The organism is Phyllobacterium sp. GQ127, assembly GCF_059758635.1.
The window spans coordinates 614,608-631,534 of record NZ_JCAXDZ010000002.1; the positions used below are offsets into that span (position 1 = coordinate 614,608).

General features: G+C 53.6%; 14 protein-coding genes and 1 pseudogene. 10 read left to right on the top strand and 5 right to left on the bottom strand.

What is annotated here, in order from left to right:
* Positions 1-33: 33 nt before the first annotated feature.
* Both AC6CHM_RS11310 and AC6CHM_RS11315 read right to left on the bottom strand, forming a co-directional pair.
* Positions 34-924, bottom strand: a complete 891-nt coding sequence (locus AC6CHM_RS11310; protein WP_498173206.1) for an NAD-dependent epimerase/dehydratase family protein — start codon at positions 922-924, stop codon at positions 34-36.
* Between the two features lie 308 nt (positions 925-1,232).
* Positions 1,233-1,721, bottom strand: a complete 489-nt coding sequence (locus tag AC6CHM_RS11315; RefSeq protein ID WP_498173208.1) for a RidA family protein — start codon at positions 1,719-1,721, stop codon at positions 1,233-1,235.
* Between the two features lie 193 nt (positions 1,722-1,914).
* Between AC6CHM_RS11315 and AC6CHM_RS11320 the strand changes: the two genes are divergently transcribed.
* Entirely contained in the window at positions 1,915-2,601 is a 687-nt protein-coding gene (locus AC6CHM_RS11320) for a TetR/AcrR family transcriptional regulator (protein WP_498173210.1), read from the top strand.
* Between the two features lie 355 nt (positions 2,602-2,956).
* On the opposite strand, the gene AC6CHM_RS11325 is transcribed toward AC6CHM_RS11320, so the two are convergent.
* Both AC6CHM_RS11325 and AC6CHM_RS11330 read right to left on the bottom strand, forming a co-directional pair.
* Positions 2,957-4,351: an aminotransferase gene (locus AC6CHM_RS11325; RefSeq protein WP_307283397.1), complete on the bottom strand. Its 1,395-nt coding sequence runs from the start codon at positions 4,349-4,351 to the stop codon at positions 2,957-2,959.
* A gap of 94 nt (positions 4,352-4,445) precedes the next feature.
* On the bottom strand, positions 4,446-4,772 hold the full coding sequence (locus AC6CHM_RS11330; RefSeq protein ID WP_115052056.1) for a hypothetical protein: 327 nt from the start codon (positions 4,770-4,772) through the stop codon (positions 4,446-4,448).
* Positions 4,773-5,004: 232 nt separating this feature from the next.
* On the opposite strand from AC6CHM_RS11330, the gene AC6CHM_RS11335 reads away from it, so the two are divergent.
* From AC6CHM_RS11335 to AC6CHM_RS11345, 3 genes are all read left to right on the top strand, one after another.
* Positions 5,005-5,928 carry a hypothetical protein gene (locus AC6CHM_RS11335; protein WP_498173211.1) on the top strand — a complete coding sequence of 308 codons (924 nt, stop codon included), beginning with the start codon at positions 5,005-5,007 and terminating at the stop codon, positions 5,926-5,928.
* 79 nt (positions 5,929-6,007) lie between these two features.
* A complete protein-coding gene (locus AC6CHM_RS11340; RefSeq protein ID WP_498173212.1) occupies positions 6,008-8,287 on the top strand; it encodes a phosphocholine-specific phospholipase C in 2,280 nt (759 codons plus the stop codon).
* 117 nt (positions 8,288-8,404) lie between these two features.
* Positions 8,405-9,226 carry a DUF1499 domain-containing protein gene (locus tag AC6CHM_RS11345; RefSeq protein WP_498173213.1) on the top strand — a complete coding sequence of 274 codons (822 nt, stop codon included), beginning with the start codon at positions 8,405-8,407 and terminating at the stop codon, positions 9,224-9,226.
* A gap of 98 nt (positions 9,227-9,324) precedes the next feature.
* Here the strand turns inward: AC6CHM_RS11345 and AC6CHM_RS11350 are convergent, their stop codons facing one another.
* Complete coding sequence (locus AC6CHM_RS11350) at positions 9,325-10,227, bottom strand: MBL fold metallo-hydrolase (protein ID WP_498173214.1); 903 nt, start codon at positions 10,225-10,227, stop codon at positions 9,325-9,327.
* Positions 10,228-10,322: 95 nt separating this feature from the next.
* Between AC6CHM_RS11350 and AC6CHM_RS11355 the strand changes: the two genes are divergently transcribed.
* The 6 genes and pseudogenes from AC6CHM_RS11355 (at position 10,323) to xdhB (ending at position 16,871) form a co-directional block, all read left to right on the top strand.
* Positions 10,323-10,910, top strand: a complete 588-nt coding sequence (locus tag AC6CHM_RS11355) for a biotin transporter BioY (RefSeq protein ID WP_115052049.1) — start codon at positions 10,323-10,325, stop codon at positions 10,908-10,910.
* A 6-nt stretch (positions 10,911-10,916) separates the two neighbouring features.
* A pseudogene (gene puuE, locus AC6CHM_RS11360) lies at positions 10,917-11,819 on the top strand (allantoinase PuuE); the annotation flags it as partial.
* Entirely contained in the window at positions 11,803-12,303 is a 501-nt protein-coding gene (locus AC6CHM_RS11365) for an ureidoglycolate lyase (protein ID WP_498173215.1), read from the top strand. The pseudogene puuE and the gene AC6CHM_RS11365, both read left to right, overlap by 17 nt.
* A 292-nt stretch (positions 12,304-12,595) precedes the next feature.
* Entirely contained in the window at positions 12,596-12,895 is a 300-nt protein-coding gene (locus tag AC6CHM_RS11370) for a GIY-YIG nuclease family protein (RefSeq protein WP_498173217.1), read from the top strand.
* Between the two features lie 245 nt (positions 12,896-13,140).
* A complete protein-coding gene (gene xdhA, locus AC6CHM_RS11375; protein WP_498173218.1) occupies positions 13,141-14,556 on the top strand; it encodes a xanthine dehydrogenase small subunit in 1,416 nt (471 codons plus the stop codon).
* Positions 14,553-16,871, top strand: coding sequence for a xanthine dehydrogenase molybdopterin binding subunit (gene xdhB / locus AC6CHM_RS11380; RefSeq protein ID WP_498173219.1), 2,319 nt, complete (start codon positions 14,553-14,555; stop codon positions 16,869-16,871). Before xdhA ends, xdhB begins: the two co-directional genes overlap by 4 nt.
* Positions 16,872-16,927 lie beyond the last annotated feature (56 nt).

Here is a 16,927-nt window from a genome sequence, read left to right on the forward strand (position 1 = left end):
CGATCAATCCTCCAGCGCAACGCTTTGCAAAGTCTACTCCGCTTTTCTGCTGATCAAAGCGCCCGCAGGCAAGATTTCCAGACTGCGCCGGTCCATTTGTGCCAGCACTTCGCCAAAACCAAAGCGCGCTTGCCATCCAAGAGCGCGTTCAGCCTGGCTGGAATCATATATGCGATCAATGGAGTTCGGAAGGCTCCAACCTCGCTGCTCGAATGCGTCGGCAAGATCTGGTGCGCGCAATCTGATCTGGGAAGCTGCGTCAATCGCCAGTGCTTGACAGTCCTGCTTTGTAAAAGGCGTTGCCGCCGAGATAATGTAGCGTTGAAAATTTGCTCCACCATTTGTCAGCGCGGCCAAATGGGCATCAGCCACGTCGCGAATATCAATGCCGCGATGCAGCCTGTATGTAGCCATTACATCGCCCGGTTCCGGAAAGGAGCGGGACATGCGCAGAACCCTCACGGCCAACTCGCTAGAAGCCATGTCTTCCAGAAGGCACTCGGCCTCAAGTTTTGTCCGGTGATAAATGCTTTTTGGCACTGGCGGCGTATTTTCGTCGATCCATATACAGGAGCCGGGAAAAACGGCATATCCATACAAAGCTGTCGTGCTGGTGAATACCAGGCGTTTGACATCAGCAGCAATCGCTGCTTTTGCGACAAGACGGGTTCCTTCAACATTGATACGCTGAAATTCCTCGTCCGGTGTCGTTCCGACATGGGGCGCATGCAAAGCTGCTGTATGAATAACGGCATCGGCGCCTTTGAAGGCTGAGCGAAGCAGCGCTTCATCGACGAAATCCCCGATAATATGCGTTGTGGAAAAGGCCGATCGATCTATTCCAACGACCTCATGTTTTTCAGACAAGGCGCTAAAAATAGCGCGGCCTACACGCCCGGAACTCCCTGTAAGCACTATGCGCATGCACAACCTTTAACAAAGCCTGTTATAGCCTATTGAATTGCAGACTTTTACGCCGTTTGAAAGCCACGAATTTAGGTTGGCTCGTTCTGCTCTCGCGTGGGCAAAGCGGTGGTGCGTGGTTCGCCTTTCGGCAAGCCCAAGATAGCTCACCATGAGGAATGGAGTTAATTGCAGGGAGCGCGAAGTCTGCGAAAGCAAACCATCATGCAGCCTACCATTCTTCCTCATGGTGAGCTTGTCGAACCACGCATTGACCCTGATGCACTGCCTGTCTTCAATCCGACGATAAAGTCAAAAACGCTCTGTCGCTAATCCAGAATAACGATGGCCTCGACCTCGAAAAGCATGGGGTCGATTGCAAGTTTCGGAACGGGGATCAAAGTCTGCGCGGGCAGTGTTTTGCCGAACATTTCCTTGACGTTTTTCGTCAACACCTCAAGCTTCGACATGTCATGGTCCACCACGAAGATGGTGAGCTTGGCGACCTGATCCGGCTTGGCGCCGAGACCATCAAGAACGCTATGAAGATTCGCATAGGCCTGCTTAACCTGAGCGGCGAAGTCGGGTGACAAAGCTCCCGTGCTATCCTGCCCGCCCTGTCCGGAGATATAGGCTACTCGGCCGCCAGCCGGTGCTATTACCGCGGTGCTATAGCCATTTGGCGTTGGATCGTAAAGGTTTTGTGGGTTGACGATAGTCAGCTTGAGGTCATTCTCATGCGCCGTGGTTGCAGTGGGTAGTGTCATGGTCATTATGAATAGCCCTCCGATGAGCAGATGCTTGTTTGCGCGTAACATGTTTTTTCTCTTGGCGTTGCCCGCTGCTGGCAACGAGCCGCAGTGGTTCCGGTCTGAACTTTCAGCTATCGACATATGAGTATCCCGTACAACGTACGATTTAATTACATCGTACGCTGTACGAGTCAATTGTCGGCATCGACATTTACGGCGTTGTTGGTTTAAATCGGCCTGTGGTTGGCAAGGAAAACGGATGGCTGGTAAAGGTAGCGGCGAGAAGAGCAAAGAGGCAACTGCGTCACCAAAAACTGTGCAGGGTGGGCGTGGCGAAAAATCTCTCTCTCTGGAGCGGATCGTGGTAACTGCGGTGGAGCTTTTGGACGCTCAAGGCCTCGAAGGATTTTCCATGCGGCGGCTGGCCGATCGCCTCGGCTCAGGCGTGATGAGCTTGTATTGGCACGTCGATAACAAAGAAACCGTTTTTGATCTGGCGCTGGATTCGGTGCTTGAATATAGCGAGCAACGGCAAATTGGCGGGATGGAAGACTGGCGCCTAGAAGCCTTACACCTGCTGGAAGACTGGCGCGCCAGCATGTTGCGCCATCCCTGGTCGGCATCGCTCCTACCACGCCGGGCATTGGGGCCAAATATGCTTGGCCGTCTGGAACTGTTGAGCAAAACCTTGTCTGTTGCCGGTGTGGCAGACGCCAATTTGAATGTCGCTATATGGTCGCTGTGGAATTATGTGATGGGTGCGACCGTAACCCGGACGAGTTTCGATCTTTCCGATGGCGAGAGAGCTGCCGCTCAACAGCGCCTTGAGCAACGCGCCGAACGCTATCCGACAATCGAACGCGCCCGCCTGCTGTTGGATGATGATTGGGACGGGACATTTCGCAAGGGCCTCGACTTTGTACTGGATGGCCTGTCTCCGGGTTGAGCTGAAGAGCTGTCAGCCGGGCGACAAATCGCTGTCGAACGATGGTGTGAAGGCGGTTGTTTCCAGTTGTGGTCGTCGCTGGTAGGTGGCAAAGCCGTGGTGCGTGGTTCGCCCTTCGACAAGCTCAGGATAGCTCACCATGAGGAATGTAGATGATTGCAGGGAGCCTCATTCTGATAGCTCACCATGAGGCAGATAATCGGCATTGCAATCCGCCAACCTTCCTCATCCTGAGCTTGTCGAGGGATGCACCACGTGGTTTACCTCCGCAGATTTGGCGCCGCTTGCAATCAACTCCATTCCTCATGGTGAGCTTGTCGAACCACGCATTAAAACCGCTGCAAACCGCTATGCATCAAGCGGCGCGCAAACTGCCCGTTGAAACATAGGCTTCCGTGTCTGCCAAGGCGAGTTCGAAGCGGTTGAACAGCTCGTTCAGCTCGTCCTCCGTGATGATCATTGGCGGGCAGAATGCGATACTGTCGCCGACGGCGCGAAGCACTGCACCATGACCTTCCAGGAAGCGCGCCAGAGCGGGGCCGACCGCATGGGCGGGATTGAACGGGCGCTTTGTTGCTTTATCGGCCACAAGTTCTACCGCACCCATCAGACCGCAATTACGCACTTCCCCAACCAAGGGGTGATCTTTCACCTTGGCAAGGCGTGCTTCAAAAAGCGGGGTGAGGCCGCGCACATAATCCACAATATTGCGGCGCTGATAAATCTCGATTGCCTTGACGCCAAGGGCGCAGCCAACCGGATGCCCGCCATAGGTGAAGCCATGGCCAAATGTACCGATTTGAGCGCTATGATCCACATAGGCCTGATAGATGTCTTCGGGCACCAGCACTGCACCAAGCGGTGAATAGGCAGCGGTCAACTGCTTGGCTGCTGAAATGGTTGTCGGCGTCATGCCAACGCTCTGGCTGCCCCACCAGTTACCGGTGCGGCCGAAGCCGTTTATAACCTCATCTGCGATGATCATGATATCGTGTTCGCGCAGAATCGGCTCAATGGCGCTGAAATAGCTGGCAGGCGGCACAAGCACACCGCCAGCGCCCATGACAGGCTCGGCAATGAAGGCTGCGATGGTTTCGGGCCCTTCACGCTCAATCATATCGCGCAGCGATGTGGCCAGACGCGCAACGAACTCCGCCTCGCTTTCGCCTTCCTGGCCAAAGCGATAATAATGCGGGCAATCCGTATGCAAAATGCCTTCGACCGGCAAATCCCAACCCATGTGATTATAAGGCAGGCCGGTCAGCGATGCAGCCATGATGGTCACGCCATGATAGGCTTTGACGCGGGAAATGATCTTCTTCTTTTTCGGGCGGCCAAGGGCATTGTTGTAATACCAGGCAAGCTTGACCTGCGTGTCATTTGCTTCTGAACCCGACGAGGTATAAAAAACCTTTGAAATCGGTACAGGCGCTATTTCCTTGAGCTTTTCAGCAAGCTCGATCGCCGGTTCCATGCCCTTGCCGCCAAAGAGGTGGTAATAGGGCAGGGTGCGCATCTGTTCCGTCGCAGCCTCGATCATCTCTTCGTCGCCAAAGCCCAGCCCCGCACACCACAGGCCGGACATGCCCTCAATATATTCCTTGCCTTGCGTGTCGTAGAGATAAACGCCCTTGCCATGCCCCATCACCAAGGGGCCGTTTTCCTGCAATTTGTGCAAGGGGGTATAGGGATGGAGGATCGCATTGACATCGCGCTGCTGAACATTGGTAAGGGGGCGGCTGTTCGCCATTTTGTTACTCCGGTTATTGCAAGTTTTTCCCAACACTAACCAGACTGGCTGGAAAGGCAAAGGGTCGCTCCGGAAGATTCAGAAATGAAAGAGATTATAACAGCGGCAAATCACCACCGACATTTATATCGGATTTGTCCGCTGTAACGGCGAAAGTGGTGCCATCATTGCCAAGCGTGACAAAGACAGTCTGCTCAGCTGATCCATCTGAAACGGAGATTGCCGCCACGCGCTGATAATCGCTGTTTTCGGGCGCCCTGATATTGAAGATCAGCTTTCCATCAACCAAATCCACGGCCTTTTGCAAGGCGCCTTCAAAACCATCGGCAACGATATCCTGCGCGCCAAGCGCCAATTCAACTTCTACAACTTCAAGCGAAACCGCTTTGCCAGCTTCAGGCATCATATCCGGCCTCGTCATGTTATCTTCTGTCAGCGGTGTGTCTCCGCGCTCTGTTTCTGCCAAATCACTTGATTCGATGATGGCAGGAGTGTGCCATCTGATACACTCATAAAATGTAAACGGCTTAAATCAGTCGAGTTTCTTGCCCCTAAATCTGTAGCGGAACTGTCATCAGAATTTTATACAGGCCGTTTAGACGACGATTCATATTACGACGCATAATTTGATTTATTTGTTTCAGGAGTGAGCTTTGAAATATCGTTTTTGTCTATTATTGCTTCTCATGCTGGTTGCAGCGTGCAACGACTCCGGGTCAAAGTCCGACACATCGGCATCAACTTTCAGTAGAGAAATCAATGAGCTGAAAGCAAAGAACGAAAATCTCGAGAATGATAAAGCTGTATTGGCAAAGCAAGCTGACGACCTTGAACAAGCGCGTGCGAGCACCGCAGTCGAGATAAATGTGCTCAAGAGCAAGCTGAAAAAGCTGACAGATGAGTTGGCGAACTATGGAAATCTTGAGAGTGACAAGGCTGCCTTGGCCAAGCAAGTCAGCGATCTTGAAAAAACGCGTGCTGATCTTGAAAAGGCGCGTGACGGCAATGCCACCGACATGAGGGCTCTCAAGAGCAAGCTGAAAGAGCTGTCGGACGAGCTGGTGAAGCCGGGTGAAGACAGCCCGGACCTTCTAAAGCAGGTGAAAGAGATCAAAGCATCGCTGGTTAGTCTGGAAAGCAAGAAAACAGAACTTGATGGCTTGTTGGGTGAGGTAGCGTTGGAGCTTGCAAAGGTCAAGGACACGGCTGAAGCGGATAAGGCTGCCTTGGCGAAACAAGTCAGCGATCTTGAAAAAGCGCGTGCTGATCTTGAAAAGGCGCATGACGGCAATGTTACCGAGATGAAGGCTCACAAGAGCAAGCTGAAAGAGCTGTCGGACGAGCTGGCGAAGCCCGGTGAAGACAGTCCGGACCTTCTAAAGCAGGTGAAAGAGATCAAAGCATCGCTGGTTAGTCTGGAAAGCAAAAGAGCAGAACTTGATGGTTTATTGGGTGAAACAGCATTGGAGCTTGCAAAGGTCAAGGACAAGGCTGCTGCAGACAAAGCTGCGCTTTTAACGGCAGTGTCAGTGCTTAAACTTGAAAACGACTACATGAGAGAAGACCTTTGCGAATAATCCACGAGGTGGGACTGCTTTGCGCGATGATTTGAAGGCGCAACGGGTAGAATTTTATTTTTGATTTCAGGATAGAATAATGGATAGACGCGATTTTATTAAAATGCTTGGTTTGGCTGGTTCAAGTGCAGCAGCCTATTCGGCATGCTCGGCCTATATGAGCGAGGCCTTGGCCGGTTCGACCGTGGTCGCAGATTTGCTTAATGCAGTTCCGGACTGTGCAAAGGGTTCGCTGGCCGATATTGAGCATGTGGTTATCCTGATGCAGGAAAACCGCTCTTTTGATCATTATTTCGGGACATTGCGCGGAGTTCGCGGGTTTGGCGATCCGCGGCCAATGAAACAAAAAAATGGTGAGCCAATCTGGCATCAATCTCAAAAAACCGAGTCTGCGCCCAAGGTGAAGCCCTATCGCTTGCCACAAGGTACAAGTGCTGACACAGACGCGGGAGATGTTTTCTTGCAGGATCCACCGCATGGTTTCAATGATGGTATTGCTGCCTGGAACTTTGGCCTTAGCGATAAATGGATTCCCAATAAAAGAATCGTCAGCATGGCGCATTATGTCGAGCCGGATATTCCACTTTATTTCCGGCTCGCAAAAGCATTCACAGTTTGCGATGCCTATTTTTGCTCCGTTAACAGCTCAACGGATCCCAACCGCTCATATTTCTGGACGGGAACAAGTCATAGCAAAGCCACTAATAGTTCTTTCAGCGGGCTTAGAGTTTCCGATGATTCTCCCCTGCGACCAAGTTGGAAAACCTATCCTGAGCGGCTTGAAGAGCTTCAGATAGATTGGAAATTTTATCAGGACGGGCTGACCTGGACCCGTGATCCGTTTGCAGGCAATTATGGTGACAACACGCTTGAATACTTCAGGCAGTACCGGGGCACAAACAAGTCGTTGGAAGAGCGGTCTGTCATCAACATCAAGAGTCAAACAGTCAATTCAGTGCTGCGGAGCGAGGCGGATAAGCCATCCCGTTTCGAGCAGGACGTCATCGATGACAAGCTGCCTGCAATTTCGTGGATCGTGCCGCCGGAAGCCTTCAGTGAACATCCAAAATACCCCCCGCACTTTGGTGAATACTATTTGAGTGAAGTTTTGCGCGCGCTGCTGGCGAATAAGGCAGTCTGGCACAAGACAGCGCTGATTATAAATTACGATGAAAATGGCGGGTTTTTCGACCATGTACTGCCTCCAGCGCCACCGATGAATAGTAGTGCCGGTGTGGTTTCTCCCGGTATAAAATTAACAACTACCGGCGAGCAGGGCGATCTGAATTCGGAAGGCTCCAATGGCAAGCCTATGGGCCTGGGACCACGCGTTCCAATGATTATCGTATCGCCATGGACTTCGGGTGGTCGCGTCTGTTCCGAGACGTTTGATCACACATCGGTCCTTCAGTTTTTGGAAGCATGGCTTAAGGCGAAAGGTGTCCAGGCTCCGACAGACTTCGACATGATCTCTTCGTGGCGAAAGGCCATTACCGGCGATCTGACCAGCGTGTTTGATTTTGATCGCACCAAAGTCAAGCCCATGGAAAAACTGATAAATGCGATCCAGCCGACCAAAATCTATACGAAAGAGGAACGAGAAATCGCACAAGGCACAAGTGCATACATACCGTCGATAAAGGACGTGATGGCTGATCCCGATGCAACCAGACCCGTTTCGGTAAAGCAGGATAAGACACAATGTGATCTCTTGCCTGTCGGCTACGATTTTCAGACTTTATGCAGCTTTACCAACAACTCGCCGCCGAAACTGAAAATCACATTCAGGAACCGTGGCCGGCTGGGCGCATCATTCACCATTCTTTCCTATGACCGGAGTGATGGCGGCTGGTTTGACACTGTCGAAGGAATCAAACTAGGCGGTGCACCGATCGACATTTCCGACGTCTGGAATATGAATATTAGTAAAGAAAGTGGGTGGTCGAACAACCAGTATTCCTATGCAGTCCATGGTCCTAACGGTTATCTGGCCGAGTTCCGTGGTGAATTGGGCAGTGTCAGCGACAATCAGATTGCTCACCTTGTCGATGTCAAAACTTCTTTGGACGGCCGGACAATCGAGTTTATTTTCGGTGAATGGCCAACGGCAAGCGGAAGGCTGAAAGTGGTCAACGCCTATACCGGCGAAGAAAAAACAGTCGAAACTGGTACGAAAACTGTTTCATTCTCCACCAAGGATGGTTGGTATGACATATCCTTTGTCGATGCCTTGAGTTCCTCAATCTATCTGCGGCGCTATGCGGGTCATGCTGAGAACGGCAAGATCAGCAAGACCGATCCCGCAATCGGCTTAGCATATGATGAGACGAAGCGAATTTATGTTCCCGTAATCGTTTGATTTGATTATGGTCGGACTTTCACCACCAAAGGAGATGGAAGTCCGGCTTCATATGCTTGTGTCCACGCACAAATGCGATTAGCTGTTTTCCTGTCATTGATGGAATTTCAGGGAATCATGCGACCGCAACACTCAGGCCAATGGCGTCGCCGCCATTCGATTTCAGCAAAATGGTCCGTTCGCATTGCGTTTTTGAGCCTCATACTTTTTGTCGTTTCGGGCCTCGGCCACCGCTTTGAGCAAATCGAGACACCCGAATTTCTCTGGCTTCTAGCTATTGTAGCAGGGCTGGCATGCCTGGCATTGCTGCTGGCACTCAAGGGTTTCACCAGCCTGTGGCGGCGCGGCGATATTGGCTTCACCCGGTCATTCTGGGGCACATTGATCGCGCTGCTGGTGCTGATACCCTTCATGACAACGATTTATCAAGTCATGGTTCTACCGGCAATTTATGATGTTTCGACCGATTTAACCGATCCACCCGCTTTGTTGGAAACGGGCCGCCGTTCAGTCAATATGAATCCCGTCATCAATGATCCGGATAGTCGCGGGCTGCAGGCGAAGGCCTATCCTGAAGTCACGGGACGCCGCTATGAGGGTTCGCCCGACAGGATTCTCACGGCGGTCAAAACGGTTATCGCCAATAATGGCTGGGTAATTATCAGCCAAAAAGGCGAGCCAGGTGAGACTGAGGAGATTCTGGTTGATGTCGTGGCACGGACCTGGCTTTTGGGCTTTACCAGCGATGTAGTGATCCGCCTTAGCGATGAAGGTGAAACGACCTATGTCGATATGCGCTCCGTTTCGCGTTATGGAACCCATGATCTTGGTGAAAATGCTGACCGGATTGCGGCTTTCATGACGGCTCTCGATATGGAAGTGCAGGGTGTGCAGCCCGAGGAAGAAACGACAGAAGTCCCGCCCGCCGACGCTTCCTAAAAGCAATTCCAGCAAAAGTGTGCAGCGGTTTTGCGTCCGGAATTGCGTAAAGGCAAAGGCTTGGTGCGCCGTTTTGATTCGACCAAAACGCAAAGGCTCTAGGCCCAGTAAACACCGTCGATCGCGGGATTGCCTTCGGTTTGCACAAGACCACGCGTAACCATGTCTTCCAGATGGGCCAGTACCGATAGGGCTGCAGCGCCATGCAGGCGCGGATCCGTGTCGCGGTAGATTGCCTTTACCATGGCGGCAATCGTACGGTCTCCGGCGCGAATCCTTTCCAGAATGGCACGTTCCCGCATTTTTCGATGGCCGCGCAGACCACGCACGAAAGCCTTGGGTTTTGTGACCGCCCCACCATGGCCGGGCAGATAGACACGCGAATCCAGTTCCAGCATCACATCAAGCGACGCCATATAATCGGACATGGAACCGTCCGGCGGTGCGACAATGGAGGTGGACCACGCCATGATGTGGTCGGCCGAGAACAGTATTCCGGTTTCTTCCAGTGCGAAAACCGCGTGATTGGCCGTATGGCCCGGCGTGTGAATGGTGCGCAAAGCCCAGCCGTCGCCATTGATGACCGTATCATTTGCCGCAATAATATCCGGGACGAATTCCGTATCCGCGCTGGCATCGAGCAGATTGACTTCACCAATATGCAGTGGGCGGGCTGCACGATGCGGACCTTCCGCCACAAGCACAGCGCCAAGCTCGTCTTTCAGAACCGAGGCGAGCGGGGAATGATCGCGGTGCGTATGGCTGACAAAAATATGGCTGACAGGGCGTCCGGCAATAGCACGCAGCAAAGTTGCCTTGTGGGCATCATCAAGCGGACCTGGGTCAATCAGCGCCAGCGTATCCTTGCCGATCAGATAGGAATTGGTGCCGTAAAAGGTGAAGGGGCTCGGATTGTTCACCGTGATTCGCTGAATCTGCGGGGCAACATCCACGGCCTCGCCATAATGCGGCGCGAATTTAATATCGAAACTCAGGGACATTGATGTGGGCTGACCTTTATGCGCCTATTGCAGTGCGGGATGAAGCTTAATATACCTCTTCAAGAAGTGGCGAAAGCCAATATGGAGGATAGACCATGATCACTGCAAAAACCCGCTCTCTCGCCGAAACGTTCCAGCCGGAAGGCCAATTGGCCAAAGCCGTGTGGTTTGTCACGCTTGCTCTCGTTGGCTCGGCCCTGATGGCGCTTTCAGCCAAGACGAAAGTGGACATGGTCTTCGTCAACGTGACGATGCAGACATTTGCCGTGTTTGCGATCTCCGCCGCCTATGGCTCGCGTCTCGCCGTGGCAACCATGGCGCTTTATTTGCTTGAAGGCGCTCTCGGCATGCCCGTATTCACCGGAACACCGGAAAAGGGCATTGGTCTTGCCTATATGGTTGGACCAACTGGCGGTTATCTCTTGTCTTACCTCGCAGCTGCATGGATTGTCGGACGCGCAGCCGATAAGGGCTTTGCCCGCAACGCGATTTCCATCGGCCTGTCGATGCTCGTTGCCGAAGTCATTATTCTCACCATGGGCTTCCTATGGATGGCATATTTGTTCGGTTTCGAGAAGGCTTTCGCTTATGGCGTTGGCGTATTCATCATCGGCGATGTTCTGAAGCTGGCGCTGGCAGCACTCGGAGTTCCTGCCCTCGGATCATTGCTCAAGCGTCGTTGATCTCACTTGGTTGATTATCCGCGCAATCTGATCGGCTATGGCCGTAACACGCCCGACCCGAAATGGCCGGGCGGGGCCAAGCTGGTCGTGCAATTTGTGGTGAATTACGAGGAGGGCGGCGAAAGCTGCATCCTCGATCAGGACCCCGCATCCGAAAACCTTCTGTCTGAGATCGTTGGCGCGCAATCATGGCCGGGCCAGCGCAATCTCAATATGGAATCCATCTACGAATATGGATCGCGCGCTGGTTTCTGGCGGCTATGGCGATTGTTCACGCGCCGCAACATGCCGGTCACGGTCTATGGCGTGACGCTCGCCATGGCGCGCAATCCAGACGCTGTTGCCGCAATGAAAGAGGCTGACTGGGAAATAGCCAGCCACGGCCTGCGCTGGCTGGAATACAAGGATTTTCCGGAGGAACGCGAACGCGAGCACATTTTGGAAGCTGTGCGCCTGCATACCGAAATTACGGGCTCGCGGCCGCTGGGGATTTATCAAGGCAAGCCGTCGGACAATACGCTGAAGATCGTCATGGAAGAGGGCGGCTTTGTCTATTCCGCCGATAGCTATGCGGACGAGCTGCCCTATTGGGTGGAAGGTCCGAAAGGCCCCCATCTCATTGTTCCCTATACGCTTGACGCCAATGATATGCGTTTTGCCACGCCGCAAGGTTTCAACTCCGGTGACCAGTTCTATTCTTATCTGAAGGACACGTTTGATGTTCTTTATAAAGAGGGACAGGAAGGAGCGGCCAAGATGATGTCCGTCGGCCTGCATTGCCGTCTGGTTGGACGTCCGGGACGCGCTGCCGCATTGGAGCGCTTTCTCGATTATGTTCAGCAACACAGCGATGTCTGGGTGGCGCGCCGCATCGATATTGCAAGGCACTGGCATGAACATCATCACCCTTGATGTTCAGCCGCTGACCAAGGCAGCATTTGGGCCATTTGGCGATGTGATTGAAGTGGCGGGCGCGGAGCTGCGCCTGATCAATGGTGGTACGACAGAACGTTATCATGACCTTGCCAAGGTTGACGTGGCCGGTGATCAGCCGCGCGTCCTGATCAATATTTTTCGCGGACAGGCTTTTACCCCTCCCATCGATATCCATATGCTGGAGCGGCATCCACTCGGCAGCCAGGCATTCTATCCATTGCAGAACAGGCCGTTTTTAGTCGTCGTGGGCGAAGATGCGGGCGGCAAACCCGCAAATCCGGTAGCATTTTTGGTGCAGGGCAACCAGGGCGTTAACTACCACCGCAATGTCTGGCACCATCCGCTGATATCGCTGGAGCAGAGCTCGGATTTCATGGTGGTGGATCGCGGCGGCGAAGGCGATAATCTTGAAGAATATTTTTGGCCGGATCGTATTTTTCGGATTGAAGCGGTTTAGCACCTGCGCACCTCATAATGCGTGGCTCGTTCTTCGAAAGGCTCAGCATAGCTCACCATGAGGGAGGTGACTGATTGCTCCTGCGCTGTGCGTGGTTCGACAAGCTCACCATGAGGGAGGTGGTTGGATTGCAAATAGTTATCTGCGACGTCCCCAAACTAGACTCCCTGCCACTCTCAACCTCCCTCATGGTGAGCTTGTCGAACCACGCACAGCGCAGATGCAACTTTGGTATAATTGCTCGACCGGTGACCGTCTGTTTATACTTTCAGTTTCAAGCATGGGAGACTGAATGGAGGCAATGGTTTATATTCTAAGATGTTCTGATGGTTCTTATTATACCGGATTAACGAAGCAAGAAATTGAAGCCCGGGTTTGGGAACATAATGCCGGAATCTGTGATGGATATACCAAACACCGCCGACCTGTAGAACTTGTTTTTACTGAAACCTATGATCGCATTCTTGATGCAATAGCACGTGAACGGCAAATCAAAGGCTGGTCACGGGTGAAGAAGCAGGCTCTCATTGCACTGAATTACGAAGGTTTGCCTGAATTGTCCAAAAATCGCCAGAAAATTCATAGCGCCTGAGTTGTGCGTGGTTCGCCCGCAAGCTCTGGTTTGCATTTGCGGTGGTGCGTTGTTCGACAAGCTCACCATGAGGGAGCTGGTTGATTGCAAGGAGCTAAATCCTGCTGCTCCGAGTTTATCTTGCAGCCCCAACCTTCCTCATGGTGAGCTTGTCGAACCACGCACTTTGTTATTACAGCTAAATCACCACCCGGTTCTGCTTACGCCCTCTTGACGCGATCACATTGGCGGATGAAGCTGATATCATGTCAAATTCCGTTCGTTTTTTTCTAAATGGTCAAATTCACGAAGCCAATGTGCGGCCCGATACCACGGTGCTGGATTGGCTGCGTAATGTGCCGCGACTGACCGGCACAAAGGAGGGCTGTGCGGAGGGTGATTGCGGTGCCTGTTCGCTGCTGATCGGTCATGTTGATGGCGATCAGGTGAAATATCACGCGGCCAATAGCTGCATCCTTGCCATGGGCCAGATCGATGGGCGCGCGCTGGTTACGGTGGAAGGGCTGAAAACCGGCGAGCTACATCCGATACAGGCGGCAATGGCGGAAAACGGTTCGTCGCAATGCGGTTTTTGTACTCCCGGAATTGTCATCTCCTTAGCCGGGCTCGCGGCGTCTAATCCGCAGGCCGATGACGAGGCCATTCATGATGCGCTGGCAGGCAATCTTTGCCGGTGTACCGGCTATCGGCCAATTGTCGAGGCGGCGCGCAAGGTGGTTGCTGCCGGAGGAGCGGCGATTGCCGGGCCGCATGTGGCTGCCTTTGCCGAGATCGAACCGCAATCAATGCTATCGGATGGCGGGGCGGTTTTTCATCAACCGGCATCCCTGAACGAACTTTTAGCACTGCGAAGCGAGAAGCCCGAAGCAATTCTGCTTGGGGGCGGCACTGATCTTGGTGTTGCGCTAGCGGATTATCATACGGACTGGAATGAGGTGATAGCGCTCGCATCGGTGCGCGAACTTCGCCAGATTCGCGAAACGGACAATCATTTGAGCTTTGGCGCTGCCGTGACCTGGGAAGAGGTGCTGGCGCGGGTAAGCGCGCATTACCCCTCATTCGCCACGCTTATTCGCCGGTTCGGGTCAACGCAAATAAGGTCCATGGGTACCATTGGCGGCAATATTGGCACGGCCAGCCCCATTGGCGATGGACCTCCGGCCTTGATTGCGCTTGGGGCAGAGATTGAACTGGCATCGCTGAGCGGACATAGATTCCTTTCGCTTGAGGATTTCTTTCTCGATTACCGCAAAACAGAATTGCGACCCAATGAAGTGATTGCTTCAATCTCCATACCCAAACCAAGAGAGGGCCAAGCATTTCGAGTCTACAAAATATCCAAACGCTACGATCAGGATATTTCGACAGTCTGCGGAGCTTTTTCAGTTTTCCGCGAAGAAGGGCAGGTCCGCAGTGCCCGCATCGCTTTTGGCGGCATGGCGGCAACGCCAATCCGGGCAATAGAGGCCGAACAGGCGCTGGTCGGAACTGTGCTTGACAGACGTGCGGCAGAGAGCTGCGCCGCTGCCATTACCGCGCGGTTCAAGCCATTGAGCGATTGGCGCGGCAGCGCTGAATATCGATTGCAGGTGGCAGCCAATCTTGTGGAGCGATTTCGGCGCGACGTAGCGGGCGAGACCGTGGAGGTCATGGCGCTATGAACATTGACCCTAAAATTGTCCAACGCAGTATTGTCGGCAAGGGTATCGCCCATGACAGCGCGGCGCGCCATGTGGCAGGTGAGGCCAATTACATTGACGATATGCCCGAACTGCCGGGAACGCTGCATGCAGCCTTTGTCCTGTCTCCAGTGGCGCATGGCAAGCTTAATGGTTTTGACGCAAGCGAAGCGTTGGCAATGCCGGGTGTTGCGGGTGTCTGGTCGGCGAAAGATGTGCCGGGCCATAATGAGGTCGGGCCGATCCATACCGGCGAGACATTGTTTGCCGAAGATATTGTCGACCATGAAGGCCGCGTGATCGCTGTTGTAGCGGCAAGCGATTTTGAAACCGCTTATCGCGCTGCCAAAAAGGTCAAGCTGGATATTGAGCCTTTGGAAGCCGTGCTTCATATTGAGGAAGCACATCGCCGCAAGAACTATGTGGTGCCGGTGCAGGAGGTCGTTGACGGCGATGTCGATGCGGCGCTGGCAAGTGCGCCGCATGTCTTTTCCGGCAAGCTCAAAATGGGCGGTCAGGACCATTTCTATCTGGAAACCCATATCGCCTATGCCATTCCGGGTGAAAATGGCGAAATGCTGGTGCATTCCTCAACGCAGCATCCGACCGAAGTGCAGCATCACGTGGCAGGCATTCTTGGCATTCACGCTAATGCCGTGGAATGCCAGGTGCGACGTATGGGGGGCGGCTTTGGCGGCAAGGAAAGCCAACCGACAATTATCGCTGGCGCTGCGGCGCTGATCTCTGCCAAGACCGGCAAGCCATGCAAGATGCGGCTCAAACGCCGTGACGATATGGCCGGAACCGGCAAGCGTCATGATTTCGTTGTCAACTGGAAGGTGGGCGTGGATGGGCGCGGGCGCATCCTTGGACTTGATGCGGAATATCTTGCGCGGGCGGGCAATCTGCCGGACCTGACGGGGCCGGTCATTACGCGGGCGCTGACCCATACGGACAATTCCTACCACATTCCCAATGCGCGCTTTGTGGGACATGCCTGCAAAACCAATACGGTTTCCAATACGGCGTTTCGTGGTTTTGGCGGACCGCAAGGGATCATCACCATTGAGGCGGTGATCGACACGATTGCGCGCGAATTAAAGCTTGATCCGAATGCGGTGCGGGCGATCAATTATTATGGCGATGGGACAGGCGATACCACGCCTTACGGCCAGAAGGTTGAGGATAATCGCCTTGTCGAGGTGACGGAGGCAGTGCTTGCCTCGGCGGACTGGCAGCAGCGACGGGCCGAAATCGATGCGCATAATGCCGCCAATCCAATTATCCGGCGCGGGCTGGCAATGATGCCGGTGAAGTTCGGTATTTCATTCAATTTGACCTCGCTCAATCAGGCGGGCGCGCTGGTGCATGTCTATCTGGACGGTTCGATTTTCCTGAACCATGGTGGCACGGAAATGGGGCAGGGCCTGTTCGTCAAAGTGGCGCAAGTCGTGGCGGAAGTGTTTCAGGTTGATCTCGACATGGTGCGAATTTCCTCCACTGCGACGGGCAAGGTGCCAAACACCAGCGCGACAGCGGCATCTACGGGGTCTGATCTCAATGGCATGGCAGCCTTCAAGGCGGCGACCGCGATCAAGGCCCGTTTGACTACTGTTGCCGCCGAACATTTCGACGTTGAGGAAGAGGTGATCATCTACCGCGAGGGCCGGGTTCACGCGGATAATAGATCCGTTTCCTTCGGCGAGCTGGCAAAAATGGCCTGGGCGAAACGGGTGCAGCTTTCGGAGGCGGGGCACTATGCGACGCCTAAAATCCACTGGGATGGCAAGACCATGAAGGGCAGGCCATTCTTTTATTTCAGCTATGGCGCGGCGGTGGCGGAGGTGGCGATTGACACGCTGACCGGCGAGACACGCTGCCTGCGCGCCGATATTTTGCAGGATGTGGGTTCGCCGCTCAATCCGGCAATTGATCTTGGCCAGATCGAAGGCGCCTTCGTGCAGGGCATGGGCTGGGTAACTTGCGAGGAGCTTTGGTGGGACAAGACGGGGCGATTGAGGACTGTTGGCCCATCAACCTACAAAATACCCGGCTCACGCGATGTGCCGCCCATTTTCAATGTCCGCATTCTCGATAATATGCCGAACCGCGAGGAAACGGTGTTCCGCTCAAAAGCCATTGGCGAGCCGCCTTTAATGCTTGGAATTTCCATCTGGCTGGCAATCCGCGATGCCATCGCTTCCATAGCCGGATCTGTGCCGCAACTGGATAGTCCGGCAACGCCCGAAGCCGTATTGAGGGCGGTCAACCAAAGCTCCCCCTCCGGCTCTCGATAAGCAAAACCCGGCTTGATAGGCGTTTCCTATAACGACTGTATATCTGAACGAGGTGT

Bases quoted from the DNA above. Each gene is read 5' to 3' on its own strand.
- AC6CHM_RS11310 (WP_498173206.1), bottom strand. From the start codon at position 924: ATGCGCATAGTGCTTACAGGGAGTTCCGGGCGTGTAGGCCGCGCTATT.
- AC6CHM_RS11315 (WP_498173208.1), bottom strand. From the start codon at position 1,721: ATGTTACGCGCAAACAAGCATCTGCTCATCGGAGGGCTATTCATAATG.
- AC6CHM_RS11320 (WP_498173210.1), top strand. From the start codon at position 1,915: ATGGCTGGTAAAGGTAGCGGCGAGAAGAGCAAAGAGGCAACTGCGTCA.
- AC6CHM_RS11325 (WP_307283397.1), bottom strand. From the start codon at position 4,351: ATGGCGAACAGCCGCCCCCTTACCAATGTTCAGCAGCGCGATGTCAAT.
- AC6CHM_RS11330 (WP_115052056.1), bottom strand. From the start codon at position 4,772: ATGACGAGGCCGGATATGATGCCTGAAGCTGGCAAAGCGGTTTCGCTT.
- AC6CHM_RS11340 (WP_498173212.1), top strand. From the start codon at position 6,008: ATGGATAGACGCGATTTTATTAAAATGCTTGGTTTGGCTGGTTCAAGT.
- AC6CHM_RS11345 (WP_498173213.1), top strand. From the start codon at position 8,405: ATGCGACCGCAACACTCAGGCCAATGGCGTCGCCGCCATTCGATTTCA.
- AC6CHM_RS11350 (WP_498173214.1), bottom strand. From the start codon at position 10,227: ATGTCCCTGAGTTTCGATATTAAATTCGCGCCGCATTATGGCGAGGCC.
- AC6CHM_RS11355 (WP_115052049.1), top strand. From the start codon at position 10,323: ATGATCACTGCAAAAACCCGCTCTCTCGCCGAAACGTTCCAGCCGGAA.
- AC6CHM_RS11365 (WP_498173215.1), top strand. From the start codon at position 11,803: ATGAACATCATCACCCTTGATGTTCAGCCGCTGACCAAGGCAGCATTT.
- AC6CHM_RS11370 (WP_498173217.1), top strand. From the start codon at position 12,596: ATGGAGGCAATGGTTTATATTCTAAGATGTTCTGATGGTTCTTATTAT.
- xdhA (WP_498173218.1), top strand. From the start codon at position 13,141: ATGTCAAATTCCGTTCGTTTTTTTCTAAATGGTCAAATTCACGAAGCC.
- xdhB (WP_498173219.1), top strand. From the start codon at position 14,553: ATGAACATTGACCCTAAAATTGTCCAACGCAGTATTGTCGGCAAGGGT.